Annotated in this window: 14 protein-coding genes; 10 read left to right on the top strand and 4 right to left on the bottom strand. The window is 44.8% G+C overall.

Annotated elements, in window-relative coordinates:
* The first annotated feature begins 1 nt into the window (after nt 1).
* Nucleotides 2-1,219 carry a M56 family metallopeptidase gene (locus BET10_RS03605; protein ID WP_070983468.1) on the top strand — a complete coding sequence of 406 codons (1,218 nt, stop codon included), beginning with the start codon at nt 2-4 and terminating at the stop codon, nt 1,217-1,219.
* A gap of 42 nt (nt 1,220-1,261) precedes the next feature.
* On the opposite strand, the gene BET10_RS03600 is transcribed toward BET10_RS03605, so the two are convergent.
* The gene (locus BET10_RS03600) at nt 1,262-1,645 is read right to left on the bottom strand and encodes an MAPEG family protein (protein WP_070983467.1); all 384 of its coding nucleotides are present in this window, start codon (nt 1,643-1,645) and stop codon (nt 1,262-1,264) included.
* 244 nt (nt 1,646-1,889) lie between these two features.
* Between BET10_RS03600 and BET10_RS03595 the strand changes: the two genes are divergently transcribed.
* Nucleotides 1,890-2,762 (top strand): DMT family transporter, encoded by an 873-nt coding sequence (locus BET10_RS03595; protein WP_070983466.1) that lies wholly within the window; start codon nt 1,890-1,892, stop codon nt 2,760-2,762.
* A 7-nt stretch (nt 2,763-2,769) separates the two neighbouring features.
* On the opposite strand, the gene BET10_RS03590 is transcribed toward BET10_RS03595, so the two are convergent.
* On the bottom strand, nt 2,770-4,296 hold the full coding sequence (locus BET10_RS03590; protein ID WP_070983465.1) for a carbon-nitrogen hydrolase family protein: 1,527 nt from the start codon (nt 4,294-4,296) through the stop codon (nt 2,770-2,772).
* A gap of 250 nt (nt 4,297-4,546) precedes the next feature.
* Here BET10_RS03590 and BET10_RS03585 point away from each other — a divergent pair, with 250 nt between their 5' ends.
* Entirely contained in the window at nt 4,547-5,599 is a 1,053-nt protein-coding gene (locus tag BET10_RS03585) for a GGDEF domain-containing protein (protein WP_070983464.1), read from the top strand.
* On the opposite strand, the gene BET10_RS03580 is transcribed toward BET10_RS03585, so the two are convergent.
* Nucleotides 5,596-7,890, bottom strand: coding sequence for a penicillin acylase family protein (locus BET10_RS03580; RefSeq protein WP_070983463.1), 2,295 nt, complete (start codon nt 7,888-7,890; stop codon nt 5,596-5,598). The genes BET10_RS03585 and BET10_RS03580 overlap by 4 nt on opposite strands.
* Nucleotides 7,891-8,449: 559 nt before the next feature.
* Between BET10_RS03580 and BET10_RS03575 the strand changes: the two genes are divergently transcribed.
* The 6 genes from BET10_RS03575 (at nt 8,450) to folX (ending at nt 15,028) form a co-directional block, all read left to right on the top strand.
* Nucleotides 8,450-11,665 (top strand): ATP-binding protein, encoded by a 3,216-nt coding sequence (locus tag BET10_RS03575; RefSeq protein ID WP_240503633.1) that lies wholly within the window; start codon nt 8,450-8,452, stop codon nt 11,663-11,665.
* Between the two features lie 23 nt (nt 11,666-11,688).
* Entirely contained in the window at nt 11,689-12,315 is a 627-nt protein-coding gene (locus BET10_RS03570; RefSeq protein ID WP_070983461.1) for a YceH family protein, read from the top strand.
* A gap of 58 nt (nt 12,316-12,373) precedes the next feature.
* Complete coding sequence (gene nadE / locus BET10_RS03565; RefSeq protein WP_070983460.1) at nt 12,374-13,204, top strand: ammonia-dependent NAD(+) synthetase; 831 nt, start codon at nt 12,374-12,376, stop codon at nt 13,202-13,204.
* A gap of 181 nt (nt 13,205-13,385) precedes the next feature.
* A complete protein-coding gene (folM, locus tag BET10_RS03560) occupies nt 13,386-14,093 on the top strand; it encodes a dihydromonapterin reductase (protein ID WP_070983459.1) in 708 nt (235 codons plus the stop codon).
* Between the two features lie 11 nt (nt 14,094-14,104).
* Nucleotides 14,105-14,659 carry a GTP cyclohydrolase I FolE gene (gene folE, locus BET10_RS03555; RefSeq protein ID WP_070983458.1) on the top strand — a complete coding sequence of 185 codons (555 nt, stop codon included), beginning with the start codon at nt 14,105-14,107 and terminating at the stop codon, nt 14,657-14,659.
* Nucleotides 14,660-14,668: 9 nt separating this feature from the next.
* Nucleotides 14,669-15,028 (top strand): dihydroneopterin triphosphate 2'-epimerase, encoded by a 360-nt coding sequence (gene folX, locus BET10_RS03550; RefSeq protein WP_070983457.1) that lies wholly within the window; start codon nt 14,669-14,671, stop codon nt 15,026-15,028.
* A 4-nt stretch (nt 15,029-15,032) separates the two neighbouring features.
* On the opposite strand, the gene BET10_RS03545 is transcribed toward folX, so the two are convergent.
* The gene (locus tag BET10_RS03545; RefSeq protein WP_070983456.1) at nt 15,033-15,470 is read right to left on the bottom strand and encodes a YqaA family protein; all 438 of its coding nucleotides are present in this window, start codon (nt 15,468-15,470) and stop codon (nt 15,033-15,035) included.
* A 79-nt stretch (nt 15,471-15,549) separates the two neighbouring features.
* Here BET10_RS03545 and BET10_RS03540 point away from each other — a divergent pair, with 79 nt between their 5' ends.
* Nucleotides 15,550-16,059, top strand: coding sequence for a TlpA family protein disulfide reductase (locus tag BET10_RS03540; RefSeq protein ID WP_070983455.1), 510 nt, complete (start codon nt 15,550-15,552; stop codon nt 16,057-16,059).
* Nucleotides 16,060-16,098: the final 39 nt, after the last annotated feature.

The following is a 16,098-nucleotide window of genomic DNA, read 5'->3' as shown; positions in this document are numbered from 1 at the left end:
CATGCTAAATTCAATGTTTGATTGGGTGTTCAATATCAATAACCAACTGCTCATCAGCGCAATTGTAATAGCGCTGATGATGCTGCAAAAACATACCTCTCAGTGGTTGGGCAGTCGGTTGATTTATAATCTTTGGTGGGTTTTACCATTGAGCCTCGTGGCAATGATGCTGCCCAATGAGCTAAAGCCCATTGCCAGTGAAACCATCAGCTATTTTCGTATCACGACACAGCCACATCATTTTGCACCACAGTGGCAGTTCAGTATTGCTGGTGCATATTGGTGTATTGCGGCTGTGCTTTTGCTTTGGGTGCTCTACCAACACTATCAATTTATTCAAGCTCTGAATATCAAAGCGCCTACTCAACAATTACAAGGGCAGCCCGTATATACAAGCACGCAGGTGGCCACGCCTATGGTGGTCGGCTTATGGCAACCAAAAATTGTTTTACCAGATGATTACGCCCATCAATTCGACCCAGATACATTAACACTGCTGATGGAACATGAATTAACCCACATACGCCGCTTTGACAACCTAGCCAACTTAGCCTTGCTACTGCTTTGCATCAGCTGCTGGTTTAACCCAGTCCTTTGGCTTGGATACCAAAATTTTAGAAAAACTCAGGAGCTGGCGTGCGACGCAGCCGTATTACAACAAAAAACCACACATCAACAGCTAACGTATGCAAAAGCCTTGGTTCGTTGCGCAGAAAACTCGCGTGCAGGGACTTTGATATACGCTTACTACGGAGATAAACAAACTATGGTACAACGACTTAAGCAACTTCAAAGCATCACTACCCCATCACTGGGCGTGAAAGTGTTGGCGCTGGTATTGGCTTCAAGTTCGCTAAGCGCAATGGCACTGGCGAAATCAACTGAGCAACTCGCGCATAAAAAAACCTCAGAAGTGCGCCCTGTTATGCGTATAGAGCCTATTTATCCAGCTGAGGCTGCCAATGCAGGGCAAACGGGGTATGTCACCTTACAATTTACCATTGATGGGCGCGGGCACACCAATAACATCGAGATAGTCGACGCACAACCCAAAGGGGTATTCGAGCAAAGCGCAGTAAATGCGTTAAGACAGTGGCAATACACGTCTGCTTCAGACACCACCAAGCGCTACACCGTTCAGTTAGACTATGCGATGGGCAATGAAGTAACAGCAGACCAGCAAAAAGTGAAACACGAGCGCATCAAAGTCGCTCACTAAACCAAGCAGGCAGCCAGTATTACAGCTACTGGCTGTTTCTCACTATAAGCTCACCGCTATCATTGCGATGGCACATCCTAATCCCACAGCCCAAATGAGTGAACGCAGCACATGCAGGTTCAAGTAGTAAAACACGCAGTAAAGTACCCTCGCCACAATATGTGCCACCGCCAGGTACTGCACCGTTGTACCAATGGTATTAGTGCCTAATACCACCGCAACGGCCAGTGCAAACACCGTTAAAGACTCAAAACTATTTTGATGCGCTGCCAAAGCCCGTGCGCCAAACCCAGTTAATTGGGCCTGCTGAGCTCTTGGATGTTGATTGTCGTAGCCACCTTGTTTGTTCATCGCGATGGCGACTGGCACCTTAGCCAAATAGGGAAGTAGCGCTGCAATAAGCGCACAGATTAAAATTGTCGTCATACCATGTCCTTGTAAATTAAGCTCTGCTGAGGTTAATAATTAAGCATCAGCTTTAACATAGCATGTTCAAAATAAAAAAGCCGCCTCTTAAATCTGGGCGGCTAAATTGTGTAGCATCATCACCATTATATGACGTCTTCTCATGTTTAGCACTGCGACAGATTGTCGCACGTGAGATGAAAAAAATGCACTCGCAAGACATTGCCATGATAGATACACTGAAAAGAAATAATTTGGAATGACAATGAGTTGGATCGCATTTACCGTTTTGGCTGCACTCTCACAGGCTTGGCGTAATGCGCTGCAAAGCCATTTAAGCCAAAGTGTCAGTGTGGCCGGTGTAACCTTTGCTAGATTTTTGATAGCTTGCCCGCTTGCGCTTGTGTATCTGCTGGGCTTATACCAATGGCAGAGCGTTGTAGTACTCACACCAAACAATCAGCTCATCTGGTATGTGATAGCCGCAAGCGTTATGCAAATTGTCGCCACAGGCCTGATGGTGCTGCTATTTAAGCAAAACAATTTTGCAGTAGGCGCAGGCCTTGCCAAAAGTGAAGCGCTGATGGCAGCAATACTTGGCATGTGGTTATTTGGCTCAACGCTCTCCCTAATTGGCTGGCTCGGTGTGGCAATTGGAGCCGCCGCGGTGCTGATGCTCAGCGGTTTCAGTTTAAAACTATTTAAGCCAAAAACCGCGCTGCTTGGACTCGCCTGTGGCAGCGCCTTTGCACTGACATCTTTATGGGTAAGAGAGGCGAGTCTCGCAACCGGTTTACCATTTTTGCACAGTGCAGCGTGGGTGTTACTGCTAGTGTTGTGTACACAAACCCTGCTGCTTGGGGTGTTTATCAGCTACAAAGAAGCGCAGACGTGGCGAAAACTATGGCAAAAACGTATGCTCACCTGCGGTATCAGTGTAACGAGCTTTATCGGCTCGGTCGGCTGGTTCAGCGCGATGAGCCTACAACATGTTGCCTACGTAAAAACACTCGGCCAAATCGAAGTATTTTTCACTTTGCTCATCGCCACATTCTGGTTAAAACAGCCCACCAAAACCAGCGACAAACTCGGCTTGGTACTGATTGGTATTGCCGCTGTGCTGGTCATGTTAAGTTAAGCCGTGACTATCGCGTCTTCAGTACCACTTGATATAAATCGGTGCGACGGTCTTTTAGATTTCTAACCGTGCCCTCACTGTGTAGCAACTTGAGTTTATCCAGATCCAGATCACTAAATAGCAGCATCTCTGTATTTGGGGTTGCCTCGTTGAGTGCAGCATCATGAGGAAACGCAAAATCAGACGGTGTTAACACCGCTGACTGACCGTACTGTACATCTAGTGAATCAACTTGCGGTAAATTACCAACGCTGCCTGCTATCACGACGTAACACTCATTTTCAACTGCGCGTGCTTGAGCACAGTGGCGCACCCGCAAATAACTGTTCTTGGTGTCAGTCCAATAAGGAACAAACAATATGTCTAACCCTCGTTCAGCCATCAAACGGCTGAGTTCAGGGAATTCGACATCGTAGCAAATCTGGATCCCCACTCTACCCGCATCGGTTTCAAACACACTAATTTCATCGCCCCCTTCTATCACCCAGTCATAGGCTTCATGGGGTGTAATATGTATCTTGCGTTGCTCATCAATTTTACCGCTACGGTGACATAAGTAGCTGACATTATATATTTTTTCTCCATCCAGCAGGGGCATGGAACCCGTCACTATGTTCGCATTGTATTCAATCGCCATGGTTGACATCGCATCACGAAACAGTTCGGTAAATTCTGCCAGATAACGAATAGCTTCGGTTTGATTGCGGTGCTCTTGCAACCCCATCAAAGGCGCGTTAAAAAACTCTGGAAATAAAATAAAGTCGCTTTGATATTCCGACACTGTATCAACAAAATACTCCACTTGACGCATCAACTCTTCCACTGAGCTGACGGAGCGCATTTGCCATTGCACAGCACCAACCCGAACAATGGTTTTTTTGGTGTCTATCACTGTATCGGTTGGCTGGAACAAGATGTTGTTCCACTCTAGCAATGTGGCATATCCACCCGAATCTTCATCCTCAGGTAGATATTGCTTTAGCAAGCGCTTTACCTGAAAGTCATTGGCCAATTGAAAGCTCAGTATTGGGTCGTAGAGCTCCTTATGGTCGACTTTATCGATGTACTCCATCGGCGTCATATCTTTACTGTGGTTGGTATAACGCGGGATCCGTCCACCCGCTAGGATGGCACGAAGGTTATACTGGCGACACAACTCTTTACGAGCATCATATAAACGCCGTCCTAACCTCATTCCTCGGTGACTTTTAGCGATAACAACATCTAACCCATACAACGCATCGCCGTTATTATCACTGAACACTCGGTTGTGAGCGTCAACAATTTCATCGTAGGTATGGGGGTTAGAAAAGCGTTGATAATCCACTTGCACACTTAACGCCAAACCGACTAATCGGCCTTCATCTAAAATGCCTATCTGCCCTTCTGGGAATTGATCAATCAATCTAAAAATGGTGTGACTGGGCCAAGCTCCGCCCAGATCAGGGTAAGCCTCGTCCATAAGTGTTTTTATCTGTGGGTAATCTTCTTTATTGACATTGCACAACGTAATACGTGCTTTTTCTAACGACATACTCCCTCCTGAACGACACATTTTACTGTGGCTATTCGTCTTTCGGTTTACCTAATCCTAAATTATAGGCCTTTGAAAAGTTTATAATATCACCATAATTTTGCGAGCCTCACCGTGCCTACTTAACCAGCATTACACGCTTTGTGAACAAAAAACAGCCAGAACCATCTATACTAACAACTGCGTTTTCACTTAAATTTCAGGCCTCACTGAATATGAATCAGTAACGGTATACACAGAGGTAACGTGATTGGATCATCCACATAAGAAACCCAACGAAGTCGAACAGCTAAAAAGTCAATTACTCTTAAAGGTTGCTTGGTACTGCTTGTTTTTGCACGCTATGCTGATTTTGGTATTTTTGTTTGTTGAAGTCGAATTATTGGCCTTATTCAACATTTTCAGTGTGGCAACATGGTGGTTTGGTATCAAGTTACTGCGAAAAGATTATCTCTCATTGGCGCTGAGAATCTTCAGTTTAGAGGTAACAGCACACTCCATTGTAGTATGCTTGTTGATAGGCACCGACTATGGCTTTCAGTTTTATTTGTGGGCGGCATCATGTTTACTGCTGCTAGATATTCAGCTCAAACTTAAACAAGCCGTGAGCTGGTGCACCGCTATCATTATAATGTTTGCTTACACCTATATAGGCTTCATTCCCTCCCCGTACCAAATCGCCTATCATGAATATGCGCCTTATATTCATTTTTTAAATGTCGTAGTGTGTGGTATTCCAATGATCTATACCATAGGTCTGATCCGAGAGATTACGATTAATCAACGTAAAGAACTCGAAATCCTTGCCGCTCACGATTCTCTCACACACTTATTCAACCGCCGCTACGCGTTGGGCCTTATTCATCGCGCTCAGCAAAGCTGCGTTAGTCAAAAAACGCCTATTTGTGTCGTGATGGCTGATATCGATCACTTTAAACGTGTAAACGATAGGTACGGTCACGAACTAGGTGATGAAGTGATCTTTCGCGTATCAGGCCAACTCAAGCGCCATTTAAATGATGCTGATATCGGTGTTCGTTGGGGCGGAGAAGAGTTTCTACTAGTGCTCCCCAATTGTTCACTGATTGAAACCCAACAGCGTATTGAAAATATTAGACAAGCTGTTGAAGCTATGTCTTTCCAAGCAGATGACTTATGCGTAACCATGAGTTTTGGTATTGCACTGTGGCATCCGACACAAAGCTTTGAAAGTGTCTTAAAATATGCCGATGTTGCTTTGTACAACAGTAAGCATAAGGGGCGAAATACCCTGACTATCGCCCCTGAAAGTGCCCTTACCTAGCGCAATGCTTGTATTTTTAGTTGATGTATAAATTCACCGGGTAACAGGGGCGTCGCCTCGCCGTTTGCATAAGCTTCAAACCCCGCACGATAGAACTCTGATAAAGGGTGTCCACTTTGGCCACCAGCGATTGTCATAATCGCCTTGTCTAGCTCGCCCGGCTGAGCAATAAAACGTTGTGATGCACCAAAGCTCGGCCCTTGTACGGCAGGCATAAATGTATCCCCAAATGCGCTCATACGTGGCATGTCCAGTAAACCACTTAAGATTGGCAGTTGCTGGCTAAACGGATGGCGAATGTTTAGCGCGTTGACATTCCCCCAGCGCCACGCATCCATTTGAGTGCCGTGTGATGCTGTAAGGGATGCTTTTGCTCGTTCGTATGCCGCAAGTTGTAGCGCAGTCCAATCTTTATGGCCATTTAACCAACTACCTGGCTGCGCTTTAAGTAGCTGCCAAAGCGCAGGTTCTAAATAGTTTTTTATTTTACTCAACGAACTATCTCGCGCCCGAAGTTTTTCCTCTATTGGCGCTAGCGCAACGTCAATCACCGCAGCTCGAAAGTGTTTAACTAAAGTATATCCCACCGATTCTGCACAAGCACAGGCTTGCCACGCTGCAAGATACTTTAAATCAGCTGCGTATTGCTGCTTGCTCTGCTCTGATGCATTCAATAATTGTGTTAGGTGTTCATGCCATGGCGTTAAAAACAACGCCTCATTGTCTTGTTGCAATTGGTTAAAGTCACGCTCATTGAACGGTTGCTTACCCTGAAGGCGATCGCGTATCTGCTGCGCTCTGGCACCCAGTGCATACCCACCATCGCCAAAGCGCTGATGATCGGTCACTGACATGACACGCGCATTTGCGCTCCACAACCTGCCGTCATCTGGATTCACCACTGACGGACGCTGTGATTCATTTTGCTGCCAGCCTGTGGGGTAATCGGCTGCACGCACCGCTAGGTCGGCAGGTTCATTGCGCTTCGGAATGGCTCCCATAGGCTGCCATCCCGCCTGCCCTGAGTCATCAACGACCATTAAATTCTGTACAGGGATCCCCACATCCGCGGCTTGAGCAAGCGCTTCACTAACGTCTCTGACGCGCTCAAACTCAAGCAGGTCTAAATTCACAGCATATGACTGATGCGCAACCCAGCTCAAAGCATATTGCTTACCATTAAACACTTTTACTGGCCCAAATTCACTCATTGTCAATTCGTATTGGTGAAGCTCGCCATTGGGCAGCACTATCTTTTCAATCTCTTTCCATGTATTAGTGCGCTCATCTAACTCCACCCAATCAGCCACATCTAGATACCCATTGGTAAAGCCCCACGCCACTTTATTGTTGGTACCCACAACGATCGCTGGCGCTCCAGGTAATGAAACTCCCGTAACTTGAACTTTCTCACCTTCAAACTGGTAGTTTAGCTGGGCACGATACCATATTGCAGGCACATTCAACCCCAAGTGCATATCGTCAGACAACATGGCCTTGTTTGTCATGGTTAATGCGCCTGTAACAGCCCAATTATTACTACCATAATGTGGTAATGACTCAATGTGGCGAGCAACTACAGGCACGTTACTCACTTCTAATGCTGGAATAGGCACATCGCCTACAGGCAGCTCAGAGCCATCTAGTGCCGCCTGATACCGGCTGGGTTGAGTGAGAAAAGCCTTCATATCTGCCCCAAATACGCTATCGATATGAATAAGTGCCTCATCTCGTTCAAAGTTTCCCGCTTGCAAATCCAAATACATAGCAAAGATCACCAAAAGGCTATCAGCAGGTTGCCATGCTCTGACTTGCCCCCCTGTTAAATAATATTCAAATGTATTGAATCCCGCTTGTGCTTGCCCATCATTTACACCCTGAGTGTAAGCGGTTAAAACATCTTGGTGCGATTGCGACAGCTGTGCGTATATTTGCTCACTACGTTCACGAAACTGATGAAAACGCATTTGCTTATCAAGGTTGAGCGCCGCTTCTCCAAATAACTCACTTAATTCGCCCGCGGCATTACGACGCAATAAATCCATTTGAAAAAAACGATCTTGCCCGTGGGCAAAACCTAAACCATAGGCCACATCTTGCCGATTTTGTGCTTCGATTACCGCCTGCCCTAAGTTATCTCTAGCAACGCTTACATCAGCGCTAATTGCACGGCTAGTTTGTTTACCATCTAACATAGGTAGGCTCAAAGAGAGTAAGCCATATACCATTGCCGTTGCAGCCAGCGCTAATATCACCAGTGGCGCTAGTAGCCATTTTAGTATCTTGAGCATATCCTTTTCCTAATTAAGTTTGCCTGTTTTTTCATTTAATCAGCTGATTGTGACAATTGCCTAACATAATTTGCTATTTAACCTGAACTCGGGATAATGGACATGTGAAAACCAATTAAATCAATGCATTGAACTAAGAAGGCATACAGTGCTGTAATTTTTGTGTAGTTCAAGGCGAGTTCGTGTACGTAATAGCACGCTATTACTAGCGAATTCAACGCAGAAATATGCATAAAGTACTGTGCTGTATCATGTAGCTTATCCCCAGTTCAGGTTATTTAGTGCGGTTTTGGCACCCTAAGCCTTTGTGCTCTATGCTCGCTGACCCAGCATAAATGGGAGCATTCTCTGCGTATTTTTTTATTGTAGAACAAACCTTTTGATCAACCACACAGTGGACTATAGTTAAAAAACGCTCAGCAACTCTCGATAAGCAATGTTTGCAAATTTGTCTAATGCACCAAGGAAGACGCAGTCGATCAAAATCAGTTTTTGGCTTTTTTTGTGTGCCATTATCATTTCAGGTTGGTACGTTGACACAGTCAACTACAACCGTCTCATGCAAGAAGAAAAAAGCATAGCCTACGAAACGGTCAACGTATATCGTACCCAAGTTGAAGGGATCTTAAACACCAATATTCAGCTCGTTAGAGGTTTAGCCATTGCGATCACACGTGAAGAGAGCCTGACTCAAGCCTCTTTTGAGCGCATTGCAGAACCTCTGTATCGCTCCAGCGGTGTGCTACGCAATATAGGTGCCGCACCCGATATGACCTTGCAATATATCTATCCACTGGCGGGCAACGAAAAAGCCATCGGGTTAAATTACACCACCCACTCAGAACAAAGTACCGCTGCGCTCAAGGCAAAGAACTCTGGTGAAATCGTACTGTCTGGGCCGTTAAATTTAGTACAAGGGGGGCAAGCGGTGATTGCCCGCGTACCAGTTTCGGACAAAGACAATAAATTTTGGGGCCTTATTTCAGTAGTGATAGATACCCAAAAGCTCTTCTCACTCGCTCGGCTTGAAGACCTATCACAGCAATACATCATCGCAATGCAGGGCAAAGATGGCCTCGGTGAGCAGGGCGAGTTTTTCTATGGTGACAGTAATATATTGCTTGAAGAGCCACTTTCTCTAACGATAAATGTGTTATCAGGTCAATGGAAGCTTTATGTATATCCACGTGGGGGCTGGAGACCAGACAGTGCCACAATATGGCCATTTAGACTTGCACTATTCACCATTATTTTGCTCTTTATGTGCGCATTTTTATTTTTTAATCGCTTACTCAAACAACTTGAAGACAACGCACATTCATTAACCAGTATGGGGGCTTTAGCAGAAGTTGGTGCTTGGACCATTAACTTAAAAACCCGCAATATAAGCTGGTCTGAAGTCACAAAACAAATCTTCGAAGTACCTGATGACTATCAACCCTCTTGGATAGCCACAACAGAGTTTTTTGTCGCAGGTGCACCGAGGCGGTTAATGCAAGATACATTCGACAAGGCGATAAAGCAAGGCGTTGACTTTGAAGAAGAGATGTTAATAAAGACCGCTAAAGGTCAAGAGCGCTGGGTGTTACTTAAAGGCCGAGTTGTCAGAAACGGCAACTACACAACTCAAGTTTACGGCTCGGTACAAAACATACATGGTCGTAAATGTCTGGAAATAGAGCGCAATAAAGTTGCGAAGAATAATGAATTGCTGGCTCAACTCAGCAGCCACGAGGCTGTACTCAACCTGAAATTAGAACCGGCACAAAAAGTAGCAACTAAAGTGATTTGTGAAGGCTTGGATGCTCAACGTGCTAGTATTTGGCTACTCAACGCTGATGGCACCCAACTTATTCCTATGAGCTTTAGTGACTCTAGCGGTGACAACCTCCAGTACTTCCCTCCGTGGCGTAAAAAGCAGTTACCTGAATTATTCGAGGCTGTATATAAACAAGAGATGATTCAAGCCAATTTTGCGCATACCCACAGTTGTACAAAGGAGCTAAAAGACAATTACTTGAGCCCATACGAAGTGAACGCCATATTTGGGTGTAGTATTTCGTATAAAAGCCACGCCATTGGTTTACTGTGTGCCGAGTACCAACACCCGCATTTACAATGGGATGCAACTGACGAAAAGCTCATTAAAGCAGTAGCCGCTACATTGGGTAGCCTATTTGCTAGTCGAGAGCAGCAACAAGCTAGACAGCAAGCTGTTATGGAAAAGGAACTGGCGCAGCAATCCGCCAAAATGAAAGCGGAGTTTCTCGCTAGCATGAGCCATGAGATCCGCACCCCTATGAATGGCGTACTAGGAATGCTAGAAGTTGTCATGCACTCAAATCTCTCTCCATCTCAACAGCATCATCTGCAGCTGGCCAAAAGCTCCGCCGAATCTTTATTAACTATTATCAATGACATATTGGATTTTTCTAAAATTGAAGCGGGTAAGTTAGACGTAGAAAAAACTGAGTGCGATTTGGTCCAAGTGGTGAGCGAAAGCATCAGCAATTTTGCACCGCGCGCGCACGAGCAACATACTGAATTGATTTTAGACACCCATGGCATGCAAGTGCAATATGCCAAAACAGATCCCCACAGGCTAAAACAAATACTTAATAATTTATTGAGTAACGCCATTAAGTTTACAGAAGATGGTAAGGTCACCTTAACGTGCTACACAGAGCAGCAAGCTCAACATACACGGCTTTGGTGCAACATCGAAGACACAGGGGTAGGCATTAGTAAGTCTCAACTCACAAAGATCTTTGACTCTTTCACCCAAGCCGACCCCTCAACTACTCGAAAGTATGGTGGTACAGGGTTAGGTTTAACCATAGCCAAGCAACTATGCTCGCTGCTTGGCGGGTCGCTCAATGCATATAGCAAAGTTGGTGTTGGCAGTACCTTTAGCTTTTACATTGAACTCTATGAACCAAAAGCCCTACTCCCCATATACACGACCTGTGACGGCCTAGTTGTAATTGATGAGCAGTTACCATCGCTTGCAGGTAACCATAGCCTATTTTCAGCATGGGGTATCCGCTTATATCATGCAACTTCCTTAGCACAAGCAACTCAGGTAATTAATCAAGAGCATTTGAGTCGCCCCGCCATAGTCGTTGCCTCTGAGTTGCTCAGTTGTGCCGATCAAAATCAAGTCGAGCAGTTCAAACAGGTGGTCAAATCCACGTGTACTGGATTTGCCATATTAAGCGAATGCTTAGATAAAGGTGAAGCGCTTTGCCTGCTCAAACCAGACTTAATGCTACTAAAGCCCCTAACGCCCGCAGATATGCTAAAACTGTGTCAGTTGAAAGTGACTGAACAGCCCCATCCCATGCCCACTCAACAAGATTTGAGCCACCTCAACGTATTGCTTGTTGAAGACAACAAGGTCAACCAAGCCGTAGCATTAAAGCTGCTAGCAAGATTTGGCATCCATGCAGACAGTAAAGAAGATGGTCAACAAGCACTCGCTCATCTAAAACAATTAACTGAACCATACGATATTATTTTGATGGATTGTTTAATGCCTGAGCTCAATGGCTACCAAGCAACGAACCAAATACGTAACGGCAGTATCGGTAAACAGCATAAAAACACGCCTATCATTGCTCTTACAGCCAATGCAATGCAGGGAGATCGTGAAAAGTGCCTTGCTGCTGGTATGGATGACTACATTGCTAAGCCTATAAAGGTTGCTGAACTTGAACAAAAGCTACAGCAATGGAGCCCAAACACTAAACAAAACCTCGCCAATAGCGTACAGTAGAAGAAAAATGTTGGAGTCAAAACATGGAATTGAGCGAAATAGAGCAACGTATTGTCGGCTGCCTGCTAGAAAAGCAAAGCACCACACCAGAGCATTACCCACTTTCTCTTAACGCATTAACCAACGCCTGTAATCAAAAGTCCAATAGAGACCCCGTACTGAGCCTAAATGAGTCAGATGTATTGGATGCATTAGAACAGTTACAAACAAAGCATATTGTACTGATCGATGAAGGGTTGTCTGGGCGAGTAAATAAATACAGCCATAGATTCTGCAACACCGAATTTAGTCGCCTGCAATTTAGTGAACAACAAAGCGCCATTATTTGTCTATTGCTGCTCAGAGGCCCACAAACTCCCGGTGAACTTAGAACTCGTAGCGCTCGACTAGCAACATTTAAACAAGTCAGTGAAGTCGAACAAGCACTCGAAGAGTTGCAATCGCAAGGGTATGTGAAAAAGCTTGCGCGAGAGCCTGGCAAACGTGAAAGTCGTTTCATTCACTTGTTCCAAGACACAGAGCAATACGCGGCAAACACGGCGACAAGCGAAGTTCAACGGCTAGAAAATGCAGAGTTAGACTCCCTACTGAGCGAGATTGAACAACTTAAGCGAGAGTTAGCTGAAATCAAACAGCACTTAGGGCTTTAAATTCGGCACTAATAAAAACATAATATCCCCAAATAGCATTGGCAAAGAGGAGCATAGAATGCGCCAAGCGATCATGGCAGAAATGCAAGTACAACCACACATAGATGTGGCTTTTGAAATTACGCGTCGAGTCAACTTTATCAAACAGCGTTTGGTGTCAGCGCACTGCCAGACATTAGTGTTGGGGATCAGTGGAGGTGTTGATTCATCTACGTGTGGCAGATTGTGCCAACTAGCCGTGGACGAGCTAAATGCTGAACACAGTACTGACAGCTACCAATTTATCGCTATGCGCTTGCCATATGGTATTCAAGCGGATGAAGATGAAGCTCAACTTGCATTAGATTTTATTCAACCATCACAGCGTGTGACGGTAAATATAAAACCAGCAGTAGACGCTATGCATGAACAAGCGATGCAAGCGATGCAAACGGCAGAGCTAGATATTCCCTCACAAACTTCGCTCGACTTTATCAAAGGCAACGTAAAAGCACGTCAGCGCATGGTCGCGCAATATGAAATCGCCGGCTTAACTCAGGGGTTGGTGGTAGGGACAGATCATAGTGCGGAAAATATTACAGGCTTTTACACCAAGTTTGGCGATGGCGCATGTGATTTAGCACCGCTTTTCGGCTTGTCTAAACGTCAAGTGCGCGCCTTGGCAGCCTATTTAAAAGCCCCTGTAGAACTCGTCACAAAGGCGCCTACCGCTGACTTAGAATGCGATAGACCGGGCCTAACCGACGAAGAAGCCCTAGGTTTAAGTTATGATCAGATAGATGACTTCTTAGAAGGCAAAGATGTGGATGATGCTGTAGCGGAAAAGTTGATTGCCATTTATCAACGTACCCAGCATAAGCGTCAGCCTATTCCAACTGTTTACGATTAAAGTTCGTTAGCACAGTACACCATGTGTACTGTGCCATTTCCCCAATACCATTCACGTGATGACCTCTTCAAAAACTCGCAGTTTATAAACGTTGAATGCCAGTGATCGACAAACCAAAACATGACGTAAAAATTACGTTATAGTTAACTTATTGATATATTTCAGAGGATAAACAGTCTTAATGACAGCTCCCATATTAATTACTGGTGCAGGACAGAGGATTGGCCTTGCGCTAGTTGAACATTTTGTTGCCAATAACCAACCTGTCGTGATGACATACCGAACTCGGTACGCAGCGATTGATGCGCTGGAAGAACAAGGCGTGCATTGTATACAAGTGGACTTTGATGGTGCCGAGGCGCTTACTCGGCTCGAAATGACGATAAGAGCGCACTACGATAGCTTAAGAGCCATTATACACAATGCATCAAGTTGGGATTGTGAAGCAAACAACCCTGATTTTAATCAGTTGTTCGACAACATGATGCGCATACACGCTAAAGTACCCTATCAGCTCAATTTGACTCTTGCCGACCTCCTGCTCGCATCTGAATCAGTAGCAGACATCATACACCTGACGGATTATGTCGTGGAAACAGGCAGCCCCAAGCACATCGCTTATGCAGCCAGCAAAGCCGCCTTAGATAACTTAACCAAGTCTTTTGCGAGCAAATATGCGCCTAACATAAAAGTGAACGCTATCGCACCGAGTTTGATTATTTTTAACCAGCACGATACACCTGAATATAAAGCCAAAACACTCAAAAAGTCCCTTATGGGCATAGAGCCAGGCTGTAAAGAAATCATTCGTAGTGTTGAGCTGCTACTCAATAGTGACTACATCACAGGTCGGAGTTTACCTGTAGATGGTGGACGTCACCTAAAATAGAAGAGAATATTATGCACGACAATCTAAAAGACAGTTACAAGCAAATCATTGAAGCTGTGGGCGAAGATAGCAATCGTGAAGGATTGCTGGAAACACCAAAGCGCGCAGCTAAAGCCATGGAATACTTAACGAAAGGGTATCGTGAAACACTAGAAGATATCACTAATAATGCGGTGTTCACCTCAGATGCTGACGATATGGTATTGATACAGGACATCGAACTGTATTCTATGTGTGAACATCATCTGTTGCCTTTTGTTGGCCGTTGTCATATTGCCTATATTCCAGATGGTAAAGTACTGGGTTTATCTAAATTCGCACGTATCGTTGATATGTTCTCTCGTCGCTTTCAAATTCAAGAACAGCTAACACACCAAATTGCAAAGGCTGTTGAGCAAGTTACTCAAGCAAAAGGTGTTGGCGTAATTGTCGAGGCCAAACATATGTGTATGATGATGCGTGGTGTTGAAAAACAAAACTCGCAAATGCGTACATCGGTGATGCTAGGCAACTTCAGAGAGGATCCGAAGACACGCAACGAGTTCATGCAATTAGTAAAAAACTAAGGATAGGCTATGCAAAATGCCATTATTAACATTACTAACCTGCGACTGCGTACGTTCATCGGCTTTAACCCTGAAGAGCGAGAGAAAAAGCAAGATGTGGTGTTAAATATTGAAATTCACTACCCCGCCGACACGGAGTGTATTAACCACGATGAAGTTGACCACGCGCTCAACTACAAGACCGTAACCAAAGCGGTAATTAAGCTAGTCGAAGATGGTCATTTTTTATTATTAGAAAAGCTGGTCGCGGACGTGCTCAGTGAATGCCATCGTCATCACAGTGTCAGTTATGCCAAAGTCAGGGTGGATAAACCTCACGCTCTACGCTTTGCAGACTCTGTTTCTTTGACGCTTGATTGGCACAAGTGAGCAGCTAAAACAGCTGCTCCACTCCAACCGCTAATATTATCACTGCTGCATACCTGAGGCCCTTTCCAGCCATAACCAAAGGTATAAATAACCTTTTTGGCACCCTAAACACCCCTGCGAACAAAGTAAGTGGGTCGCCAATCACGGGCACCCAAGCAAACAATAGACTGTAAATACCATAACGGCTAAATTGCAACCTTGCCTGATGGAGCTGCTGTGATGACACCGGAAACCACTTAGCATTTTCAAAACGAAGTAGATTAATGCCTAGCCAATAGTTAATACAACTCCCCAGTACATTACCCAAGGTAGCAATCGCCCATAGTGTTACTAATTGCGCATTTTCAGTGATGGCTAAGCCGGATAGCAACACTTCAGACGAACCGGGCAACAGCGTGGCCGAGCTAACGGCTGAAATAAATAAACCACTGTAAACCCACATAATTCCTACTACCTTCAACGAAATATAGTTATGCTAATAACATCAACTAAAGACTTACAATTCAAAAAGGAAGACACCAATGATAAACAAGGTTCATAAGCTATTGATTGCCACAGCCATACTCGCTGGCATATCAGGTTGCGTCTCGTCACAAACCGACTCATCCCACTCTAAGGGCTATGAAACATATATCGCACAAGGCGAGCAATTTAAACATGACCATTTTACCAGCACCCAAGGCGAAACCATAGAGCTCAAAGCTGATCGCAAGTTAGTGATCCTATTTGCCACTTGGTGTAGTGATTCACAACGCGCGCTAAAAGAAATTAAGGCATCAGCACTGGTTACAGACCCAACATTACAGATTATTGCAATTGGTCGCAATGAAGATGGGGAGACTTTGGATAAGTTTAACGATGAGTATCAGCTTCCATTTCCTTTAGTTGCCGATCCTGAGCGGGAAATATATAGCCAATATGCCAATGCCGGTATCCCGAGGCTGATCCTATTAGATGAGAATAATAAGGTGGTAAAAACATTAATTGGTGAAGAACCTACCATCGTAGATAAACTAGTATGGAACAAATAACTTGTTAATTCGTTAAAACAAAAACGCCAGTCAAATGAC

The sequence above is a fragment of the Pseudoalteromonas amylolytica genome (genome assembly GCF_001854605.1).
GTDB classification, from domain to species: Bacteria; Pseudomonadota; Gammaproteobacteria; order Enterobacterales; family Alteromonadaceae; genus Pseudoalteromonas; species Pseudoalteromonas amylolytica.
This window is presented reverse-complemented; position numbering and strand designations above follow the sequence as displayed.

Coding starts and splice junctions, on each gene's coding strand:
- BET10_RS03605 (WP_070983468.1), top strand. CDS start 2: ATGCTAAATTCAATGTTTGATTGGGTGTTCAATATCAATAACCAACTG.
- BET10_RS03600 (WP_070983467.1), bottom strand. CDS start 1,645: ATGACGACAATTTTAATCTGTGCGCTTATTGCAGCGCTACTTCCCTAT.
- BET10_RS03595 (WP_070983466.1), top strand. CDS start 1,890: ATGAGTTGGATCGCATTTACCGTTTTGGCTGCACTCTCACAGGCTTGG.
- BET10_RS03590 (WP_070983465.1), bottom strand. CDS start 4,296: ATGTCGTTAGAAAAAGCACGTATTACGTTGTGCAATGTCAATAAAGAA.
- BET10_RS03580 (WP_070983463.1), bottom strand. CDS start 7,890: ATGCTCAAGATACTAAAATGGCTACTAGCGCCACTGGTGATATTAGCG.
- BET10_RS03575 (WP_240503633.1), top strand. CDS start 8,450: ATGCAAGAAGAAAAAAGCATAGCCTACGAAACGGTCAACGTATATCGT.
- BET10_RS03570 (WP_070983461.1), top strand. CDS start 11,689: ATGGAATTGAGCGAAATAGAGCAACGTATTGTCGGCTGCCTGCTAGAA.
- nadE (WP_070983460.1), top strand. CDS start 12,374: ATGCGCCAAGCGATCATGGCAGAAATGCAAGTACAACCACACATAGAT.
- folM (WP_070983459.1), top strand. CDS start 13,386: ATGACAGCTCCCATATTAATTACTGGTGCAGGACAGAGGATTGGCCTT.
- folE (WP_070983458.1), top strand. CDS start 14,105: ATGCACGACAATCTAAAAGACAGTTACAAGCAAATCATTGAAGCTGTG.
- folX (WP_070983457.1), top strand. CDS start 14,669: ATGCAAAATGCCATTATTAACATTACTAACCTGCGACTGCGTACGTTC.
- BET10_RS03545 (WP_070983456.1), bottom strand. CDS start 15,470: ATGTGGGTTTACAGTGGTTTATTTATTTCAGCCGTTAGCTCGGCCACG.
- BET10_RS03540 (WP_070983455.1), top strand. CDS start 15,550: ATGATAAACAAGGTTCATAAGCTATTGATTGCCACAGCCATACTCGCT.